The 20,078-nt window shown below is 41.8% G+C and carries 17 protein-coding genes; 6 read left to right on the top strand and 11 right to left on the bottom strand.

The annotated features are described in order from the left end of the window. The first annotated feature begins 1 nt into the window (after window position 1). Window positions 2-1,639 carry a glutamine hydrolyzing CTP synthase gene (pyrG, locus tag DPV92_RS05295; protein ID WP_111353988.1) on the top strand — a complete coding sequence of 546 codons (1,638 nt, stop codon included), beginning with the start codon at window positions 2-4 and terminating at the stop codon, window positions 1,637-1,639. Between the two features lie 195 nt (window positions 1,640-1,834). Then, window positions 1,835-3,790, top strand: coding sequence for a site-specific recombinase (locus DPV92_RS05300; protein WP_111353989.1), 1,956 nt, complete (start codon window positions 1,835-1,837; stop codon window positions 3,788-3,790). Between the two features lie 71 nt (window positions 3,791-3,861). On the opposite strand, the gene DPV92_RS05305 is transcribed toward DPV92_RS05300, so the two are convergent. The 9 genes from DPV92_RS05305 to DPV92_RS05345 form a co-directional block, all read right to left on the bottom strand. Further along, entirely contained in the window at window positions 3,862-4,602 is a 741-nt protein-coding gene (locus DPV92_RS05305) for a YebC/PmpR family DNA-binding transcriptional regulator (protein WP_111353990.1), read from the bottom strand. A 107-nt stretch (window positions 4,603-4,709) separates the two neighbouring features. After that, entirely contained in the window at window positions 4,710-5,150 is a 441-nt protein-coding gene (nudB, locus tag DPV92_RS05310; protein WP_111353991.1) for a dihydroneopterin triphosphate diphosphatase, read from the bottom strand. 110 nt (window positions 5,151-5,260) lie between these two features. After that, entirely contained in the window at window positions 5,261-6,637 is a 1,377-nt protein-coding gene (gene argH, locus DPV92_RS05315; protein WP_111353992.1) for an argininosuccinate lyase, read from the bottom strand. 161 nt (window positions 6,638-6,798) lie between these two features. Continuing rightward, the gene (locus DPV92_RS05320) at window positions 6,799-7,428 is read right to left on the bottom strand and encodes an MBL fold metallo-hydrolase (protein WP_111353993.1); all 630 of its coding nucleotides are present in this window, start codon (window positions 7,426-7,428) and stop codon (window positions 6,799-6,801) included. Window positions 7,429-7,457: 29 nt separating this feature from the next. Continuing rightward, window positions 7,458-8,147 carry a nicotinamide riboside transporter PnuC gene (gene pnuC / locus DPV92_RS05325; protein WP_005707850.1) on the bottom strand — a complete coding sequence of 230 codons (690 nt, stop codon included), beginning with the start codon at window positions 8,145-8,147 and terminating at the stop codon, window positions 7,458-7,460. 117 nt (window positions 8,148-8,264) lie between these two features. Further along, complete coding sequence (locus tag DPV92_RS05330) at window positions 8,265-8,888, bottom strand: YfgM family protein (RefSeq protein ID WP_005707854.1); 624 nt, start codon at window positions 8,886-8,888, stop codon at window positions 8,265-8,267. A gap of 13 nt (window positions 8,889-8,901) precedes the next feature. Next, the gene (gene hisS, locus DPV92_RS05335; RefSeq protein WP_111353994.1) at window positions 8,902-10,173 is read right to left on the bottom strand and encodes a histidine--tRNA ligase; all 1,272 of its coding nucleotides are present in this window, start codon (window positions 10,171-10,173) and stop codon (window positions 8,902-8,904) included. Window positions 10,174-10,206: 33 nt separating this feature from the next. After that, window positions 10,207-11,322: a flavodoxin-dependent (E)-4-hydroxy-3-methylbut-2-enyl-diphosphate synthase gene (gene ispG / locus DPV92_RS05340; RefSeq protein WP_111353995.1), complete on the bottom strand. Its 1,116-nt coding sequence runs from the start codon at window positions 11,320-11,322 to the stop codon at window positions 10,207-10,209. A gap of 13 nt (window positions 11,323-11,335) precedes the next feature. After that, window positions 11,336-12,319: a RodZ domain-containing protein gene (locus tag DPV92_RS05345; RefSeq protein WP_111353996.1), complete on the bottom strand. Its 984-nt coding sequence runs from the start codon at window positions 12,317-12,319 to the stop codon at window positions 11,336-11,338. A gap of 223 nt (window positions 12,320-12,542) precedes the next feature. On the opposite strand from DPV92_RS05345, the gene DPV92_RS05350 reads away from it, so the two are divergent. After that, complete coding sequence (locus DPV92_RS05350; protein WP_111353997.1) at window positions 12,543-14,108, top strand: SulP family inorganic anion transporter; 1,566 nt, start codon at window positions 12,543-12,545, stop codon at window positions 14,106-14,108. A 40-nt stretch (window positions 14,109-14,148) separates the two neighbouring features. Here DPV92_RS05350 and DPV92_RS05355 read toward each other — a convergent pair whose 3' ends face one another. Both DPV92_RS05355 and DPV92_RS05360 read right to left on the bottom strand, forming a co-directional pair. Then, entirely contained in the window at window positions 14,149-14,496 is a 348-nt protein-coding gene (locus DPV92_RS05355) for a RidA family protein (protein ID WP_111353998.1), read from the bottom strand. A 77-nt stretch (window positions 14,497-14,573) separates the two neighbouring features. Continuing rightward, window positions 14,574-15,626: a branched-chain amino acid aminotransferase gene (locus tag DPV92_RS05360; RefSeq protein WP_263969927.1), complete on the bottom strand. Its 1,053-nt coding sequence runs from the start codon at window positions 15,624-15,626 to the stop codon at window positions 14,574-14,576. Between the two features lie 309 nt (window positions 15,627-15,935). On the opposite strand from DPV92_RS05360, the gene DPV92_RS05365 reads away from it, so the two are divergent. Genes DPV92_RS05365 through DPV92_RS05375 form a run of 3 tightly spaced genes read left to right on the top strand, consistent with a single transcriptional unit; the run spans window position 15,936 to window position 20,035 of the window. Beyond that, complete coding sequence (locus DPV92_RS05365) at window positions 15,936-17,096, top strand: bifunctional tRNA (adenosine(37)-C2)-methyltransferase TrmG/ribosomal RNA large subunit methyltransferase RlmN (protein ID WP_111354000.1); 1,161 nt, start codon at window positions 15,936-15,938, stop codon at window positions 17,094-17,096. Between the two features lie 56 nt (window positions 17,097-17,152). Further along, the gene (gene pilW / locus DPV92_RS05370) at window positions 17,153-17,692 is read left to right on the top strand and encodes a type IV pilus biogenesis/stability protein PilW (protein WP_111354001.1); all 540 of its coding nucleotides are present in this window, start codon (window positions 17,153-17,155) and stop codon (window positions 17,690-17,692) included. Window positions 17,693-17,707: 15 nt separating this feature from the next. Beyond that, a complete protein-coding gene (locus DPV92_RS05375) occupies window positions 17,708-20,035 on the top strand; it encodes a Tex family protein (protein ID WP_111354002.1) in 2,328 nt (775 codons plus the stop codon). Window positions 20,036-20,078 lie beyond the last annotated feature (43 nt).

Below are 20,078 nucleotides of genomic sequence, written 5' to 3' on the forward strand. Positions count from 1 at the left end.
AATGGCAACGAATTATATTTTTGTGACAGGCGGTGTTGTTTCTTCTTTAGGTAAGGGGATTGCCGCAGCGTCTTTAGCCTCTATTCTTGAAGCTCGTGGTTTGAATGTAACCATTATGAAGCTTGACCCATACATCAACGTAGACCCCGGCACAATGAGCCCAACTCAGCACGGCGAAGTTTTCGTAACAGCAGATGGTGCAGAAACCGACTTAGACTTAGGTCACTACGAGCGTTTCATTCGTTCAAAAATGAGCAAAGCGAACAACTTCACCAGCGGTAAAATTTACTCTGAAGTATTACGCAAGGAGCGTCGCGGCGACTACTTAGGTGCAACTATCCAAGTAATTCCACACATCACTAACGAAATCAAAGAACGTGTAATCGAAGGTGGTAAAGGTCGTGATGTGGTGATTGTTGAAGTGGGCGGTACAGTGGGCGACATCGAATCACTACCATTCTTGGAAGCATTACGCCAATTAGCGGTAGATGTAGGTCGTGAAAAAACTTTATTTATGCACTTAACTTTAGTGCCATATATTCCAACTGCAGGCGAAGTGAAAACCAAACCAACGCAGCATTCTGTGAAAGAATTGCTTTCAATTGGTATTCAGCCAGATGTGTTGATCTGCCGTTCAGATCGTGCGATTCCTTCAAATGAACGCAAAAAAATCGCCTTATTCTGTAACGTGCCAGAGCGTGCGGTAATTTCATTAAAAGATGTAGATTCAATCTACCGCATTCCAGAATTATTAAAATCACAAGGTTTAGATAGCTTTGTGTGCGACCGTTTCCGCTTAGATTGCCCAGAAGCAGATTTATCTGAATGGGAACAAGTGCTTTACCGCCAAGCGAACCCAACGGGCGAAGTGACCATCGGTATGGTGGGTAAATATGTCGAATTGCCAGATGCGTATAAATCTGTAAATGAAGCATTAAAACACGCTGGTTTAATCAATCGCTTAACCGTGAACATTAAATACATTGATTCGCAAGATGTGGAAACCAAAGGCACTAGCGTGCTTGAAGGTGTTGATGCGATTCTGGTTCCAGGTGGTTTCGGCTATCGTGGCGTTGAAGGTAAAATCCGTACCGCGCAATATGCTCGCGAAAACAAAATCCCATATTTAGGTATCTGCTTAGGGATGCAAATTGCATTAATCGAATATGCTCGTAACGTAGCCGGTTTAACCGAAGCAAACTCAAGCGAATTCGACAAAGATTGTCCACAACCTGTAATCGGTTTAATCACTGAATGGCAAGATAAAGATGGCAATGTTGAAACTCGATCCGATGAGTCGGACTTAGGCGGCACAATGCGTTTAGGTGCACAAAAATGCCACTTAATCGAAGGCTCAAAAGCTCGTGAATTATATGGCGCAGAAACCATCGAAGAACGCCATCGTCACCGTTACGAAGTAAACAATACATTACTTCCGCAAATTGAAGCCGCTGGCTTGAAAGTAACTGGTTTATCAGAAGACCGTAAATTAGTGGAAATCATTGAAGTGCCAAATCACCCTTGGTTTGTGGCAGCTCAATTCCACCCAGAATTTACCTCAACACCGCGTGATGGTCACCCGCTTTTTGCAGGTTTTGTAAAAGCAGCGAAAGAGTACCAAGACTCACATAAAGCATAATCCATCAGGGTTGATAAAATGATTAACAAGCGGTTAAATTTGCAAAAGAGATTGTAAATTTGACCGCTTGTTTTTTCTATAGCTTTTATTGCCTATCGCACTAGGCTACGCATAAATCAGCCCTCTTGGGGCTGTACATTACATATCCTAAAGGGATGTAGCTTATGCTTAACTATTACCTACGGAGGAAGAAATTTGAAGAAAAAAAGATATTTATCCGAACAAGAACTTATCCACTTTATCGAACAAAAACTCGCAGAAGATAATATTTTTGAGCTGCTAAAAGGCTTTTTCCATTGGATTCGTTGCGAAGAAAACCGAGAACTACAACTCAAATTTTTAATCACAACATTAAAGAAAAACAAGCCACTTACGCAAAATTTGTCATCACAACTTTGTCGTTGGTTATGCAGCATGCGACTTTATCCGCTATTGATTTCTAACGGTATTTTAAGCCGTGATGGTTTTAGACGCGAATTTCGCTCACGCTTATATGAAAAATTCAATCCTGCCGTGCCAGATGTAAAAGATCTTCGTGATATTTTCTTCATCTTGTTTAACGATAAACACGATGGCGAATGGCTCAACAGCGTACCGTTGCGATATTGGAGCAGCCTTTTCAAACTACTTAATCGTTATACAAGTGAGGGAGAACGTGATCGTGTGGATGCTCATTTGCGGGCGGAAGGCCTATTTTCGATTAAGATGCTTTCGATTTGGATTGCTGCTGAAGAGATGCAGCCTGAACTGATGCGCTTAGATCCAAGTTTAATTGAGGCGGATAGTCCTTTTGTTGCGTTACAAAATGAGGTGATGCTCTGGATTGAAGCACGCCGTCGCAATGAGCTGTTTGATGATGGGCACTTGCAAGTGATGTTTGCCCAAAGTAAGGCATTAATCGACCGCTTGAAGAAAAAAGGGGCAGCGATGGGCTCTTCAATGGAAGTGGCTTATCTGCTTGAACGCTTGGAGCAGACGCTTGAGCGCCTTGCGATGTTGATGGACGTATTTGCTTCTAATCGATTTTTGCCACGCCGAATTTTGCTTTTGGCGGGAAATTTAGCCATTGCTTCTGCAAATAAACACAGCGTCTCCGCGCTTTGGAAGCAGAGCGTGAGTATGCTTTCACGGAGCATCACACAGAACACTAGCGACCACGGTGAGCATTATATTACTCGCACTAAAAGTGAGTATCTTTCGATGTTCTACTCTGCCGCTGGCGGAGGCGTACTGATTGCGTTAATGGCATTGTTCAAAATTTACCTGGGTGGAGTGATTGAAGATAAGATGCTAAAAGGTATTGCCGAAGGGCTGAATTACGGTATTGGTTTTACCCTGATTTTTATGTTGCACTTTACTGTTGCAACCAAGCAGCCCGCAATGACCGCCGCACGATTTGCTGATTTCGTTGGAAAAAATCCGCAAGGGCGAGCCGTGAATATGAAGCTGGCACAATTGCTGATTGATGTATTCCGCTCCCAAAGTATTGCGGTTATTGGCAATGTGACGGTAGCGGTTGGGATTGCTTCACTCATAGCTTATGGCTACCAATATTTTGAAAGTAAGCCATTGCTCGATCAGGCTCAAATCGCTTACCAATTGCACAGTATTGACCCTCTCGGTGGCACACTTTGGTTTGCATCGATAGCAGGTGTTTGGTTGTTCTGTGCAGGTTTAATTTCAGGCTATGTGGATAATCGTTGCAACTATCTGAATCTACGAATGCGACTGCAACATCATCCGTTGTTGGTGAAAATCATGAGCGAACACAAGCGGTCGGTTTTTGCTAATTATATGCATAACAACTATGGCTCGATTGTGGGTAATCTTACCTTCGGGATGCTACTCGGCTTAACAGGCGTTGTGGGCTCTTTGCTCAATCTTCCGCTTGATATTCGCCATATCGCTTTCTCTTCGGCAAATGTGGGATATGCGGTAATGAGTGGTAATTTAGGTTGGGCAATTTTCTGGCAAAGCCTCGGTTTTGTGTTGCTAATTGGCGTGGTTAATCTAGCGGTAAGTTTCTCGTTTACACTTTCATTAGCACTTCGCTCATTAGGTGCGACAGTCGATAGCTGGGAAAGTATCGCTAAATGTGTATGGCAAATCCTTAAACAAAAACCGCTGAGTTTGATTTTGCCGGTACGATAAACGACATAAATTTTCGTTTTACCAAAAATCCCTTTCATCATTTAATGAAAGGGATTTTTTATTATTACACCTTAAAGAAGTGCAGCGACTTCATCGCTGATTTCGCCGTTGTGATAAACGTTTTGTACATCATCACAATCTTCTAGCATCTCAATTAAACGGAGTAATTTTGGTGCCGTTTCTGCATCTAGATCTACTGAAGTGGATGGAATCATTGTGACTTCCGCTTCTTGAATTTTGAAGCCTGCTTTTTCAATGCCGTCACGTACGTTACCTAAATCTTCCCATGCAGTATAGATTTCAAATGAGCCGTCATCTTGTGGTTGAATATCGTCTGCACCAGCTTCGATTGCTGCTTCCGTTAATGCATCTTCATCCGCTTCAGCAATTAAGATTAAACCTTTTTTGCTGAATAAGTAGCCTACCGAACCTTCAGTCCCTAAATTACCACCACATTTGGTGAAGCTTGGGCGAACTTGTGAAATGGTACGGTTTGCGTTGTCGCTTAAACATTCCACCATTACCGCTGTGCCGCCTGGACCGTAACCTTCGTAGATTTTGGTCTCCATATTGGTATCATCGCCACCGCCCACACCACGCTCAATGGCACGGTTAATGGTATCACGTGTCATATTGTTTGATAACGCTTTATCTACTGCTGAACGTAAACGCGGGTTTGCGCCCACATCGCCACCGCCGATTTTTGCTGCAGTAACTAATTCACGGATTAATTTGGTAAAAATTTTACCGCGTTGCGCATCTTGTGCTGCTTTGCGGTGTTTAATGTTAGCCCACTTACTATGACCTGCCATGTGTTTTCCTTCTTGAATTTAAATATAAATAAACGTAGGTGAGCATTCCTGCCCACCATGATAATTTAATTAATTGGTAGGCAGGAATGCCCAACCTACAATTTGTATCAGTATTGAATAATGAACTTCCCAATTGCCTCCGCATTATTCGGAGAAGCGGTTAAATTCTGTGCCTCTTTTGCATCCAACCATTGAAATGCCAAATGCTCGCTTAATTGTGGTTCCATCTCTTCTGGCAACGCCAACAAAAACCAATGCTCGGTATTATGTGTGACATTTGGTGCGTATTTGTAACGAAATTGCGGAAAAATCTCAAATTTCACTGAATGCTGGCAATCCACCAAGGTTAAATTTTGTTCTAAAATATCAATTCCCGTTTCTTCCTTCACTTCGCGCATCGCTGTTTGCAAAGGTTGCTCGCCTTCCTCTATTGTGCCTGTTACGGATTGCCAAAAACTTGGAGCATCTTGGCGTTGTAACATCAACACTCTACTCGTATTTTGAGCATAAATCACAACCAGAACAGAATAAGGATTTTTATATTTCATAAGCGAGAATGCGTCTTTTCTGTGCAAAAGAATGGCGATTTTAGCAAAAAAATTGAGGTTTGATAATAGAAAAATAGGGCGGACTCAAGTCCGCCCTTTGGGTATAAAAATCAACCACCTAAACTCTCTTTCGCTGTTCGAATAGCTTCCGCCACGCATTCAGGATTTACCCCGCCTTTCGCACAACGTTTTTCTAAGCAAGATTCAAGCGAAAGAATTGGGTAAACATCTTCATCAATTACAGCATGGAATTGTTTAAATTCTGCCACAGATAACGCCTCCAATGGCTCGCGTTTGCTAATGGCATATACTACCGCTTCGCCCACAATGTGATGCGCTTCACGGAATGGAATGCCCTTCGCAACCAAATAATCCGCTAATTCAGTTGCATTTGAGTAACCTTGTTGAGCCGCTTCACGCGTACGTTCTACGTTCACGTTAATATCTTCAAGAACAAGTGCCGCAATTTCTAAACACGCCTGCCAGGTTTCCATCGCATCAAAGATACCTTCTTTGTCTTCTTGCATATCTTTGTTATAGGCAAGTGGTAAGCCTTTAAGTGCTGTTAATAAGCCTGTTAATGAACCAAATACACGACCTGATTTACCACGAATAAGTTCACACGCATCAGGGTTTTTCTTCTGTGGCATCAATGAAGAACCTGATGTCACGCGATCAGAAAGTTCTAAGAACGCTGATTCCCCGCTGTTGAAAAAGATTAAATCTTCAGCAAAACGAGAAAGATGCACCATACTGATTGAGGCACTTGAAAGAAGTTCTAACACGTGGTCGCGATCAGAAACCGAATCTAAACTGTTACGTGTGCCAATGCTAAAACCAAGATCTTTTGCCAATGCATCACGATCTACCGCATAAGCTGTGCCAGCCAACGCACCTGAACCCAGTGGGCAAGTGTACATACGTTTGTACGCATCGGTTAAACGACTGTAGTCGCGTTCTAACATCTCAAAATATGCCATACACCAATGTGCAAAAGTGATTGGTTGTGCACGTTGAAGATGGGTGTACCCAGGCATTACCGCGTGTTGATTCGTTTCTGCAGTCAGCACTAATTTCTCTTGTAAATTGCGGATACGCTCTTGCATCACAATTACTTGAGCTTTACACCACATTTTCATATCTACTGCAACTTGGTCATTACGGCTACGCCCTGTATGTAATTTTTTGCCTAAATCGCCTACTTTTTCAATCAGTTTAGATTCTACCCAACTGTGAATATCTTCCGCATCATCTTTTAAAATGATCTCAATTTTCGGCTCAATTTCTGCACGTAATTCTTTCAGTGCCGCCACTAATTGTTGATGCTCTTCTTCCGTTAATACGCCAACCGAAGTAATCGCTTTCGCCCAACCGATGGAACCATCAATATCTTGCAGAGCTAAACGGTAATCAAAACGTAATGAATCGTTGAAAAATTTGAATTTTTGATCTGCTTCCTGTGTAAAACGTCCGCCCCAAAGTGCCATATGTTATTCCTTAAATCTAAAATGAAATTATACTTATAAAAAAATTGGTTCTATTTTGCATAAATATGCAAAAATATTCAATAATTATTTATCTTAAAATGTAAAAAGCGGTCGAGTTCTGCAAATTTTTTGCAAAATTCAACCGCTTATCTAATCTACAATTACTTCAAAAACGGATTGTGCACTTTTTCACGCCCAATTGTTGTGTATGGTCCGTGTCCTGCAATGATGATGAAATCATCATCTAAATCAAACATTTTGGTACGGATGGTTTCAAGCAGTAGGTCAAGGCTACCCATATAAAGGTCAGTTCGTCCAATGCTGTCTTTGAAAAGTACATCTCCAGAAAAGGCGATTTTATTCTCAAAATCGAAGAAGCCAATGTGGCCTGGTGCGTGCCCTGGTAGATGACGAATATCAAAATTTAAACTACCGACACTGATTTTATCGCCCTCTTCTAACCAATGATCTGGCTGAAAACCTTTTACTGGTGGAATACCAAACATTTCACACATTTGAGGCAGTTGTTCAAAGAGCAATTGATCGGCTTTGTGTGAGCCGTAAACTTCTACGCCAAAATGAGCGCGAACTTTTTCAATTGCCATAATGTGATCAAGATGTCCGTGAGTAATTAGTAGTTTTTCTACCTTTAAGCCTTGTGATTCAACAAACTGAATGATTTTGTCCGCATCATCGCCTGCATCGATAATCGCTGCATTTTTGTTATCATCCCAAATAATTGAGCAGTTTTGTTGAAATGGGCTGACGGGGATAATTTGTAAATTAAACATTGAATTTGGCAATCTAATAGAAATGAAATTTAAACACTTGCTTTTTGCAATTTGCTCCAGTTGTAATAACCGTAAAGCGAGTTAAGTAAGTAAGCTGAATACATCACATACATTGAGGTATTTTCTGCCCAAAGTGCAATAGAGATGATGTTAAGCACAATCCAGAGTAGCCATTGCTCGCGGTAGCGTAACACCATCAAGGCTTGTGCTGCAACCACAATAATAGTACTTAAACCATCTAAGCCTGTTGAGCTACCGCCATAATAATTGAGCACCTCAACGAAAAGTAAGGTGCCAATGACAAGGAAAGCAATTAAGCCAATCCAACCGTTCACTGTTAAGGCTTTGGCAATGACCGCATCACTATTTTGCTCTTTTTGCATATTGGCTTTCCATAAGAAATAGCCGATAAATTGAGCAGGAATATAAACATAAAGCGTGGTGTTCATCTCACCCAAGAAATTCGCACCCAGTGAAATATAGAAATAAGTGTAGGCAAAAATCAAACCGAAGAAGTAGTTACTGATCTTCCCTTTACTGACGAAAACATTGCAAATAATGCCTGAAATGCCGGACACCATCCCTAAAATAGAGTCGGGATTGTAAATATAAATACCGATTTGTGCCGCAATAAAAATCAATAACCAAGCCGCTTCAAAAGGTTTCCAGCCACCAAAAAGCTCTTGTTTGGTTTGTTCAAGTAGTTGATTATAATTCATAAGACCTCCAAAAAAGAAATGTAATTAAAACAGTCCCATTATAAATGAAAAAGATAAGCAACATTTAATTTTATTTTTTTAAAAAAAAGAGAGTGTTTGCACAATCTCCTTTACATCTTATAAATTGTTGATTTTTAACTCAATCAACTCACGCTCTTGTCCTGAAGTTTGGGCTTTGAGCTGCTCATAAGCACTTTTTGCCGCTTCTTTGTCGCCTTTAGCCGCTAAGACATCCGCAGCAAAAAGTTGTTTGCGTGCTTGCCACGCTTTATCTTTAACTTGATCTAACTGAGCTAATGCTGCATCAAACTCTTTTAATTGGAAGTTTACTGCAGCTAAACGGAAACGAATTATTGCTTGTAATGAAGGATCTTTTGCTTCATTTAATGCCGCTTCTAATAGGCTTTTCGCTACTGCAAAATCGGCTTTTGCTACGGCATTTTGGGCTTCTTCAAGTTGCATAAAAATCGCATAGTTTGTGCCTTTCGCTTCATCTAAAAACTTCTGCACAAGCGGTTGATTTTTCACAGGATCTTGCTCATAAGCTTCCATTGTAGCTTGATAAGAAATTGAAGCCTGAATAGCCGATTCGGTTTGATGGCTTTTCCAGAAATTCCAGCCAAAACTGGCTGCGGCAAACACAAAGATCGCTAATAAAATCGGTGTGCTATTTTCTCTAAACCAGCTCTTCGCTTCTTCGAATTGCTGTTCTTCTGTTTTATTGAGGTATTCGCTACTCATTGAAATGTCCTAATTAAAAATATGTTTTTAAGGTTGCGACTAAATCAGCTTGGCTAAGGGTAATTTGCTCTGCACCATTGCGTAAATCTTTCACGACCACAGTTTTCGCTTGCACTTCACTTTCGCCAATCACTAATGCATATTTTGCTTCGATTTTATCTGCACGTTTAAATTGTTTTTGGAATTTACCGCCTGAGCAGTGTGTCATCACACGCACTTGTGGTAATTCGGTGCGTATTTGTTCCGCAATTTGGAAGGCATTTAGCGTTGCGCCTTCGCCTGCATAAACCAGATATAAATCGACCGCTTGTGGTAGTGTAATCTCTTTATTCACTTCTTGCACGAGCAACACTAAACGCTCTAAGCCCATTGCAAAGCCAACGCCTTGGGTTGCATGCCCGCCAAGTTGTTCCACTAAGCCATCATAACGACCACCTCCGCAAACGGTACCTTGTGCCCCTAATGCAGAAGTGACCCATTCAAACACAGTTTTATTGTAATAATCTAAACCACGTACTAATTTTGGATTGATTTCATATTTCACGCCCATTGCATCTAATAAACTGCAAAGTTGGTTAAAATGTTCGCGGCTTTCATCATCTAAATAATCTAATAACTTCGGTGCACCGTTTAGCACTTCTTGAAGGACTTCATTTTTAGTATCTAAGATACGCAGTGGGTTTTTTCCCAAGCGTTCTTTCTCTTCATCACTCATTAAATCTTGATGATTTTCCAAGAATGCTACTAACGCTGAGCGGTAGTTTGCTCGAGCTTCAAGTGAACCAATTGAGTTTAATTGCAATGAAACATGCTGATCGATGCCTAATTCTTTCCAAAGACGCGCAGTTAAAATAATCAATTCAGCATCAATTTCAGGATTTGCAATGCCGAACACTTCCACGCCCGCTTGGTGGAATTGGCGATAACGCCCTTTTTGCGGACGCTCGTGGCGGAACATTGGCCCCATATACCAAAGACGTTGTTCGTTGTTATAAATCCAACCACGTTCAATTGCAGCACGTACGCAGCCCGCTGTGCCTTCTGGTCTGAGTGTTAATTGTTCATCATTATCCCAGAATGTATACATCTCTTTTGACACAACATCGGTGACTTCACCGATCGCACGAGCGAAAAGCGGGGTACTTTCCACGATTGGCATACGCACTTCCGAATAACCATAGCTTGCAAGCACGTGACGCACTTTAGCTTCGATCCATTGCCATAACGGGGATTCTGTTGGAGCGCAATCGTTCATTCCACGAATTGCTTGAATGGTTTTTGCCACAATATTGTCCTTTTAAATAAAAATAATTTTAAATTATGCTGGTGTAATCATAATGCGTTGAGCTTGTTCTGCCACGCGAGCACGAATTTTCGCCTCAAGCTGATCAATCAATTTATCGTTATCGAAACGCTCTTTTTGACGCACACCATCCAAGTAGAAACCGCTCATTTTATTTGAGCCTGTTACGCCTAAATCAGAAACCAACGCTTCGCCTGGTCCATTAACCACACAACCGATAATCGACACATCCATCGGCGTTAAAATGTCTTCTAAACGTTGTTCTAACGCATTCACGGTTGCAATCACATCAATCTCTTGGCGTGAGCAAGTTGGGCAAGCGATAAAGTTAATCCCACGAGAGCGAATGCGGAGCGATTTTAAAATATCAAAGCCGACTTTTACTTCTTCAACAGGATCTGCCGCCAAAGAAATACGTAACGTATCACCAATCCCTTCAGAAAGCAGTAAACCCAAGCCAATGGCTGATTTTACTGAACCAGCACGAGCACCGCCTGCTTCGGTAATGCCTAAATGCAGTGGTTGCACGATCTGTTTTGCAAGCAAGCGGTAAGATTCAACCGCTAGGAAAACATCGGAAGCCTTCACACTCACTTTGAAATTATCAAAGTTGAAGCGGTCTAAAATATCCACGTGGCGTAATGCACTTTCAAGCAAGGCCTGCGGTGTTGGTTCGCCATATTTTTCTTGCAAATCACGCTCAAGCGAGCCTGCATTTACCCCAATACGAATCGGAATGTTTTTATCTTTCGCACAATCCACGACGGCACGAATACGCTCTTCATTGCCGATATTACCTGGGTTGATTCGCAAGCAATCCACGCCATGTTCCGCCACTTTTAAGGCGATGCGGTAATCGAAGTGAATATCTGCCACAAGTGGCACATTCACTTGCTGTTTAATCACTTTGAATGCTTCAGCTGCATCCATGGTTGGTACGGAAACGCGAACGATATCTGCCCCTACTTTTTCAAGTGATTTAATTTGTGCAACGGTTGCTTCAACATCGGTCGTACGGGTATTCGTCATTGATTGCACTGAAATCGGTGCATCGCCCCCCACAGGCACTTTTCCGACCCAAATTTTTTTCGACTCACGACGTTTAATCGGAGAATGTTGTACTGCTGACATCTAGTTGAAATCCTTATTGTGCTAATGGAAGTTTAATGCGTGCAACACGACCATCAATTTTAAGAGGCACTTCTTGCCCTTTATAATAAATTTTTACATTCGCAGGTGCACCAATGGTTAAGCGGTATTGCTCGTTACCATTGAAAGTCAGCACCTCGCCATTGTTGTATAATTTTTCAACCAAGCTTTTTTTGCTCTGATTACCTTTTACCGTAATCCAGCTCTCTTTGCCAGTAATTTCAATGCGTAAATCATCGTTACCGATAGCTGTTTCTGCAGCTGGCATTACACTATTTTGTGTATTGCCCGTCGTAGGTTGAGCCAATACATCCGTTGCAGTCACGGCTATTTGTTGTGCGTTATTTTCAACATTAGCAATAGGTGCTGTAGTTTCAGAGGCTACTTGAGCTTGAGATTCAGTCACAGGTGCAACATTTTCTGCATTTTCGACCGCTTGTGCTGCCGTTTGAGCCGTTGGTTCGGCTAGTGTTTCCACTTGTGGGCTAATCTCAATCGCATTATGCGTTGCAGGAGTGGTTTTAACGGGCACCGCATTATTCAAAAACTGTTCGCGGTTTTCTTGCTCTTGTTGGTAATCTTGCCACCACCAAAGCAACGTCATACCAATCGCAGCCAATAGCACGCAAATAGTGAGATATTTCACCCATAAATTTTGCGATTTTTGCACCACTTTACCCGCTGAGGTTTTATGTAATACCTCTTTTGGAATTTTTACCTCACCGTAGTTTACGCTTGAGGCCAGAACTTCTGGCAAACGTAAAAAGCGTAAATAGTTACGCACATAACCTCGCACAAAGGTGGGGGCGACATTTTGCAAAATAAAAATATCGTTTTCGAGCGATTCAATATGCGATTTTTTAAGATTGGTTTTTTGTGCAACTTCTTCAATCGATAATTGCAATGCTTCGCGCTCTTGCTTGAGTTGCTGTCCTAGCGAAAGAGTATCTGTTGAAGGTGGGATGTGAGATTCAGTCATAGCAAAGTTCTTTTAATTAAACACACAAAAATATCCGGAAGTTTAAAGAGATCATCCCAATTTTGCAAATTTTAACTGATGAATTTGCAAAATTTTGAACAGAAAAAGGGCAATTTCCAAAAATTTTGCCAAAATCTGATATATAGCAAAATTTTTTGCGAAAAGCAGGCGTAAAATGATCACTTGTATTATCACTCTTAACTTCATTTTATACGAGGACGCCATGCCCCAAACTTTGCACCAAGAAAACCTCAAATCCTCACTGTTTAAACAAAATTTTGCCTCTGGATTGGTCGTTTTTCTTGTCGCCTTGCCACTCTGTTTAGGCATTGCACTTGCGTCTGGTGCGCCACCGCTTTCGGGCATTATCTCAGGAATTATTGGCGGAATGATTATAGGCTGGTTAAGTACCTCGCATATCAGCGTAGCAGGCCCCGCTGCGGGCTTAGTGGCAATAGTGTTAGGTGCTATTACGCAACTCGGCAGCTTTGAATTGTTTCTCTGTGCGGGCATTATTGCGGGTGTTATCCAACTCATTTTAGGCATCATTCGAGCAGGTAGTATCACTAACTATATTCCCGTTGCCGTGATTGAAGGAATGCTTGCGGGCATTGGAATTTTAATTATCGTTAAGCAGCTACCTTATACAATTGGCACAGATAAACTTGTTTTTGATGGTACCGCATCTTTTATCAATATCCATTTAGGCGCACTCATTATTACCCTACTTTCAATGCTGATTATACTTGGCTGGGATCGCTCCACTAAACTCAAAAAGATAAAACTTCTCCCTTCCGCGTTGATTGCGGTAATTGTTAGCATCTTGCTAAATAATCTTTTTATTGATTTGGATAGCCATTTAGCCGTGCCAGAAAATCAGTTGGTGCACTTACCCGTCCTCTCTTCTTGGCAAGATTTAAAAGATTTTGTGATTTTCCCTGATTTTAGTGGATTTACCAATCCGTTTATTTGGGTAACAGGTGCAACGATTGCGATTGTGGCATCCATTGAAACCTTGCTTTCCATTGAAGCGGCTGATCGCTTAGATGCAAAACGCCGCCTTACTGATTCCAATCAAGAATTACGGGCTCAAGGCGTGGGCAACATTGTTTCTTCTCTGCTCGGTGGATTGCCTATTACCGCGGTTATTGTTCGCTCATCGGCAAACGCCAACGCAGGAGCTACGCATAAACTTTCTGCCATTATTCACGGCGTATTATTACTCATTTGTGTGCTGGCTATCCCTGCTTTACTGAACCAAATTCCGCTTGCAACACTTGCCGCTGTACTTATTTTAGTCGGCTATAAACTTGCTCGCCCAAGCGTATTCAAGCATTTCTGGCATAAAGGAATTTATCAATTTATCCCCTTTATCATCACTATGGTTGCGGTAGTGCTTTTCGACCTACTCAAAGGTGTGGGGCTTGGCTTGATTATCAGCATTCTATTTATTTTGCACGGCAATATGAAACGTGCTTATTATTTAAGCCGCGAAGAACTGGCTGATGCCTCACAAATCCGCCTTAATTTAGCCGAAGAGGTTTCATTCCTCAATAAAGCCGCAATCAAGAAAACGCTTAAAAATATTCAACCGAATTCAATGGTGATTATTAACGCAGAACATACTGCTTACATCGCTTATGATGTATTAGAACTGATTGAAGATTTTGCCACCATTTATGCCAAAGAGAATAATATCCGCGTAGTTTTAAAGGGCTTTAAATCGGATTATGACAGCCACATAGATCAACATTCGAACATAAAAGTGGAGCATCATCGAGGGATTTAATAGTAAAAAAACTCGATTTTTATCAAGGTTTCACTAATGACTATTTTACTGCTGCTGTAGCAACAATCTCCACTTTCCAATTCGGATCGGCAAGCCTCGCCTCAATTGCGGCACGAGGTGGTGCATTATTCTCTGCCACCCACTCATCCCATGCTCGGTTCATTTCTGCATAATCAGCCATATTTGCCAGATAAACGATTGCCATTAAAATTTGGCTTTTATCTGTACCCGCTTTCGCAAGAAATTTATCAATTTCGCCTAACACTTGTTGAGTTTGTTCATAAGCATTTTTTGTGGCATCCGTTGGCACTTGACCTGCTAAATAAGCAACACCATTATAAACTGCCACTTCTGAAAAACGGTGGCTGACATCAATGCGTTTAATCATATTTTTATCCTTATATAAAATGAAAGCGGTCGAATTCGCAAAATCTTTTACAAATTCGACCGCTTGAAAACAATAGATTACTCTACTTTCACAATCCAGCCTTCAGGGGCTTCAATGTCACCGAACTGAATACCTGTTAATTCGTTGTAAAGTTTACGTGTTGTAGGGCCTACTTCGGTTTCTGAATAGAAAACATGGAAGTTGCCTTTGTGTTGGATGCCGCCAACAGGGGTGATCACTGCAGCGGTACCGCACGCACCTGCTTCTGCGAATTTGTCAAGTTGATCGATATAAACATCGCCTTCGATGGTTTCCATACCTAAACGCTCTTTTGCGATATGTAAAAGAGAATATTTAGTGATACTTGGTAAAATAGATTCTGATTTTGGCGTGATGAATTTATTGTCTTTTGTGATCCCAAAGAAGTTTGCAGCTCCGACTTCTTCAATTTTGGTGTGAGTTTTTGGATCTAAATAAATAGCATCAGCAAATTTACGTTCCGGCGTACCTTGCTCTGCGGCTAATTCGTGCGGAAGTAAACTCGCCGCATAGTTACCACCCACTTTCACACCGCCTGTTCCCATTGGAGCTGCGCGGTCGTAATCTGTGGTGATGAAGTTTGATGGGGCTAAACCACCTTTGAAGTACGCCCCCACTGGACAGCAAAATACCGAGAAAATAAACTCTGGTGCAGCCTTCACACCGATATTTTCGCCCACGCCGATTAAGAATGGGCGTAAGTATAAGGTTGCACCAGAGCCGTAAGGCCCCAACCAATCTTGGTTAGCTTTAACCACTTCTTTACACGCACGCACGAATAATTCAGTTGGTACGCGTGGCATTAAAAGACGGTCTGCGGTACGTTGCATACGCTCTGCATTTGCTTGCGGGCGGAATAAGTTGATTGAACCATCTTTGCAGCGGTAGGCCTTTAAGCCTTCGAAACATTGCTGACCGTAGTGAAGTGCAGTTGAGCCCTCGTGGATGTGAAGTGTGCTGTCGGTAGTAAGTTTACCTTCATCCCATTTGCCCTCTTTCCAATATGCGATGAAGCGATATTCTGTTTTGATATATGAAAAACCTAAATTTGCCCAGTCTAAATCTTTTAAAGCCATTGTTGTGTCCTTTATTTTTGTGAGTGAAAATTTAATATGTTCTGCATTGTAAGATAAAAAAGATGAGGAATGTAGAGGCAAGCGGTAGATTTTTTCGTAAATTTTGTTAAATCCATCAATAATTTTACTTTCTAAAACAAATTTTGCGATCTTGCTCGAAAATTTGACCGCTTGTGCTTTTCAAATTTTGTAAAAATCGCTAGCCTTACGCGGGAGAGATCAGTAAAATTCGCTTCTTTATTTAATCTTGCAAAACTAATCCTTTTGCCATAATGGTTCCCTTTCATAAAAGAACGGGAACACGTGTAATAACGAGGCTTTTTAATGTCAGATCAAATTCAAGCTACCAACATTGCGGTGGCTCATCCTAAATCCGAAAAAGTAAATTTAATGAATATGACGCGTCCACAGATGCGTGAATTTTTGGCAAGTCTGGGCGAAAAGCCGTTTCGTGCCGATCAGCTCATGAAATGGATTTATCATTTTGGAGAAGATAATTTCGATAATATGAGCAATATCAACAAGGTATTGCGTGAAAAATTAAAACAAGTCGCAGAAATTAAAGCCCCTGAAGTGGCAATAGAACAACGCTCAGCCGATGGTACGATTAAATGGGCGATGCAAGTAGGCGAGCAACAAATCGAAACCGTGTATATTCCAGAAGCAGACCGTGCGACCCTTTGTGTCTCTTCACAAGTGGGCTGTGCTTTGGCGTGTACGTTTTGTTCAACAGCTCAACAAGGTTTTAACCGCAACTTAAACGTGGCAGAGATTATCGGGCAAGTGTGGCGTGCTTCAAAAATCATTGGTAACTTTGGCGTAACAGGCGTTCGACCGATTACTAACGTGGTGATGATGGGAATGGGCGAGCCACTGTTAAACGTAAACAACGTAGTGCCAGCAATGGAAATTATGTTGGATGATTTTGCGTATGGCTTATCAAAACGTCGTGTTACACTTTCAACTTCGGGGGTTGTGCCAGCACTTGATGCTTTACGGGATAAAATCGATGTGGCATTGGCAATTTCTCTGCACGCACCGAATGATGAAATTCGTGATGAAATCGTGCCGATCAACAAAAAATATAACATCGAAATGTTGATTAATTCTGTGAATAAATATCTCGAAGTTTCGAATGCAAACCACGGCAAAGTCACGATTGAGTATGTGATGTTGGATCACGTGAATGATGAGGTAGATCACGCTCATCAATTAGCGAAAGTGTTGAAAAATACGCCGTGTAAAATTAACTTAATTCCGTGGAACCCGTTCCCAGAAGCCCCTTATGCTAAAAGCTCGAATTCTCGTGTAGATCGCTTCCAAAAAGCATTGATGGAATATGGCTTTACGGTTACCATTCGTAAAACGCGTGGTGATGATATTGATGCCGCATGCGGTCAGTTGGCTGGCGACGTCATCGACCGTACCAAGCGAACGTTAGAAAAACGCCGATTTGGTGAAGGGATTGCGGTGAAGGCACAATAGGAAAACAACTTTCTCTCCTACAACAGGAGAGAGTGAATCTTTAAAAAGGATCATTTATGAAATTCGCAATCTTTTCAAAAATTTTAACCGCTTGTGCTGTGCTATTTTTAGCAGGTTGCGTTTCCTCCCAAATTGATCCTGAATTTAACCGCTCAGAAGCCTTAAAAGCTCGAATCAATCTTGCTCTTGCCTATTTAGAACAACAGGATTACCCAAAAGCCAAGGAAAATATCGATAAAGCGATTGCTCACGATAGAAACGATTACCTGCCTTATTCAGTGCTGGCGTATTATTATCAACAAACAGGCGATGTAGCCAACAGTCAGAAAGCCTATCAAAAAGCATTGAAACTCAGCCAAAATCGCCCTGATGTGCTCAATAATTACGGCACTTTTTTGTGTAAGCAAGGTCAATTCCAACAAGCTTATTCACAGTTTGAACAAGCCCTCCAAAGCAAGCACGCTTACTATCATCAAGCCGATACGCTTGAAAATATCATTCTCTGTGCAAAATCAGAGCCCAATTCGCAAAAATTTAATGAAGCATTCGCCCAGTTGGAAAAATTAGATAAAATAAGGGCAGATAAGTTCCGTTAATTCTTAGGAAAGATTATGTCAAATTTAAACCAGACCATTAGCCAAGTGATTGCTGGCGAGTTAAATGTGAACCCACAACAAATTTTGGCGGCAATGAATTTATTAGATGAGGGAAACACGATTCCGTTTATCGCACGTTATCGCAAAGAGGTCACGGGCGGATTGGATGACACCCAACTCCGTCACTTTGAAACGCGTTTGATCTACCTACGTGAGTTGGATGATCGTCGTCAAACCATTTTAAAATCAATTGATGAGCAAGGCAAATTAAGCGATGAGTTGCGTGAGAAAATCTTTGCTACGGAAAGCAAAACTGAGCTTGAAGATCTCTATTTGCCGTATAAACCCAAACGCAGAACGCGTGGGCAAATTGCGATTGAAGCAGGGCTTGAGCCATTGGCAGAGCAACTCTGGCAAGATCCAAGACTCACACCTGAATCGATGGCTGAGCAATTTATTTCTTCCGATAAAGGCGTAGCAGACAGCAAAGCAGCTCTTGATGGTGCACGTTATATTTTAATGGAACGATTTGCCGAAGATGCGGAACTACTTGCAAAACTTCGCCAATATTTGACCGCTAATGCGACGATTGAAGCAAAGGTCATTGAAGGTAAAGAGCAAGAGGGCGAGAAATTCCGCGATTATTTTGCTCATAGCGAGCCACTCCAAAATGTGCCTTCGCACCGAGCCTTGGCAATGTTTCGTGGGCGTAATGAGGGTGTGTTATCGCTTTCCATTAATGCTGATCCACTTGCAGAAGAGGGGGCAAAATCCAGCCAGTGCGAAGAGATTATTCGCGAACATTTGGGTGTGATTTTCAACAATCAGCCAGCCGATAAATGGCGTGAGCAAGTGATAGCGTGGACTTGGAAAGTCAAAGCATTACTACATCTTGAAACTGAGTTGATGGCAAACTTACGTGAAAAAGCGGAAGAAGAAGCGATTGATGTGTTCGCTCGCAATTTGTCTGCACTCTTGATGGCTGCTCCTGCGGGAGCAAGAAATACCATGGGTTTAGACCCTGGTTTGCGTACAGGCGTGAAAGTTGCCGTTGTAGATAATACTGGGAAACTACTGGCAACTGATACGATTTACCCTCACACCACAGGCAAAGCAGCGGCGGAAGTTTCGCTGTATAAATTGATTAAACAACACAATGTTGAGCTTATTGCGATTGGTAACGGCACGGCTTCGCGTGAAACTGAGCGTTTTGCTAAAGATGTGTTGAAGCAAATTAAAACCAGCAAGCCTGATATGCTGATTCCGCAAACGGTAGTGGTAAGTGAAGCGGGAGCATCGGTTTACTCTGCTTCTGAATTGGCGGCAAATGAGTTCCCTGATTTGGATGTTTCATTGCGTGGTGCAGTGTCGATTGCACGCCGTTTGCAAGATCCGCTGGCAGAGCTAGTAAAAATTGAGCCAAAAGCGATTGGTGTAGGGCAGTATCAGCACGATGTAAACCAAACGCAACTTGCCCGTAAACTTGATGCGGTGGTGGAAGATTGTGTAAATGCGGTTGGTGTGGATTTGAATACCGCTTCTGCTCCATTGCTTGCTCGTGTGGCAGGAATGAGCAAAACATTGGCACAAAATATTGTAGCTTATCGTGATGAAAACGGGCGTTTTAACAGCCGTTCGGATCTGAAAAAAGTACCACGTTTAGGACCAAAAGCCTTTGAGCAATGTGCAGGCTTTATGCGTATTTTAAACGGCAAAAATCCGCTTGATGCCTCAAGTGTTCACCCAGAAGCTTACCCTATTGTGGAAAAAATCTTGCAAGCGACTCAAGCAACGCTTGCAGAATTGATGAGTAATGAGAGCAAAATTCATCAGCTTAATGCGAAAGATTTTGTTGATGAGCAATTTGGCTTGCCAACGGTAAACGATATCTTCAAAGAGTTAGAAAAACCAGGACGCGATCCGCGTGGTGAGTTCAAAACGGCAACGTTCGTGGATGGCGTAGAAGAAATTAAAGATCTACAAGTAGGGATGATTTTGGAAGGTACAGTCACGAATGTGGCAAACTTCGGGGCATTTGTTGATATTGGCGTGCATCAAGATGGTTTAGTGCATATTTCAATGCTTTCAAACAGCTTTGTGGACGATCCGCATAAAGTGGTGAAAGTCGGCGATGTAGTCAAAGTAAAAGTGCTTGAAGTGGATGTCACTCGCAAACGTATTGCGTTAAGTATGCGTTTGGATGAAAAACCGACCGAACGTTCGGAAGAAAAATCGGCTGTTCGCAAAAGCTCGGAAAAATCTGACCACTCAAAAAGAAATAATGGGCGCAATCAGTTCACAAATAATGCTTTTGCGAATGCATTAAAAGGTTGGAAAAAGTAGTATAAATCGCCATTTTGATTATTTTAAAGTCAAATAACATTTT

Source organism: Pseudohaemophilus paraphrohaemolyticus (genome assembly GCF_003253115.1).
GTDB classification, from domain to species: domain Bacteria; phylum Pseudomonadota; class Gammaproteobacteria; order Enterobacterales; family Pasteurellaceae; genus Haemophilus_A; species Haemophilus_A paraphrohaemolyticus_A.

What these genes read in the sequence shown, in the direction of transcription:
- pyrG (WP_111353988.1), top strand. Translation starts at nt 2, where the DNA reads ATGGCAACGAATTATATTTTTGTGACAGGCGGTGTTGTTTCTTCTTTA.
- DPV92_RS05305 (WP_111353990.1), bottom strand. Translation starts at nt 4,602, where the DNA reads ATGGCAGGTCATAGTAAGTGGGCTAACATTAAACACCGCAAAGCAGCA.
- nudB (WP_111353991.1), bottom strand. Translation starts at nt 5,150, where the DNA reads ATGAAATATAAAAATCCTTATTCTGTTCTGGTTGTGATTTATGCTCAA.
- argH (WP_111353992.1), bottom strand. Translation starts at nt 6,637, where the DNA reads ATGGCACTTTGGGGCGGACGTTTTACACAGGAAGCAGATCAAAAATTC.
- DPV92_RS05320 (WP_111353993.1), bottom strand. Translation starts at nt 7,428, where the DNA reads ATGTTTAATTTACAAATTATCCCCGTCAGCCCATTTCAACAAAACTGC.
- pnuC (WP_005707850.1), bottom strand. Translation starts at nt 8,147, where the DNA reads ATGAATTATAATCAACTACTTGAACAAACCAAACAAGAGCTTTTTGGT.
- DPV92_RS05330 (WP_005707854.1), bottom strand. Translation starts at nt 8,888, where the DNA reads ATGAGTAGCGAATACCTCAATAAAACAGAAGAACAGCAATTCGAAGAA.
- ispG (WP_111353995.1), bottom strand. Translation starts at nt 11,322, where the DNA reads ATGTCAGCAGTACAACATTCTCCGATTAAACGTCGTGAGTCGAAAAAA.
- DPV92_RS05345 (WP_111353996.1), bottom strand. Translation starts at nt 12,319, where the DNA reads ATGACTGAATCTCACATCCCACCTTCAACAGATACTCTTTCGCTAGGA.
- DPV92_RS05350 (WP_111353997.1), top strand. Translation starts at nt 12,543, where the DNA reads ATGCCCCAAACTTTGCACCAAGAAAACCTCAAATCCTCACTGTTTAAA.
- DPV92_RS05355 (WP_111353998.1), bottom strand. Translation starts at nt 14,496, where the DNA reads ATGATTAAACGCATTGATGTCAGCCACCGTTTTTCAGAAGTGGCAGTT.
- DPV92_RS05365 (WP_111354000.1), top strand. Translation starts at nt 15,936, where the DNA reads ATGTCAGATCAAATTCAAGCTACCAACATTGCGGTGGCTCATCCTAAA.
- pilW (WP_111354001.1), top strand. Translation starts at nt 17,153, where the DNA reads ATGAAATTCGCAATCTTTTCAAAAATTTTAACCGCTTGTGCTGTGCTA.
- DPV92_RS05375 (WP_111354002.1), top strand. Translation starts at nt 17,708, where the DNA reads ATGTCAAATTTAAACCAGACCATTAGCCAAGTGATTGCTGGCGAGTTA.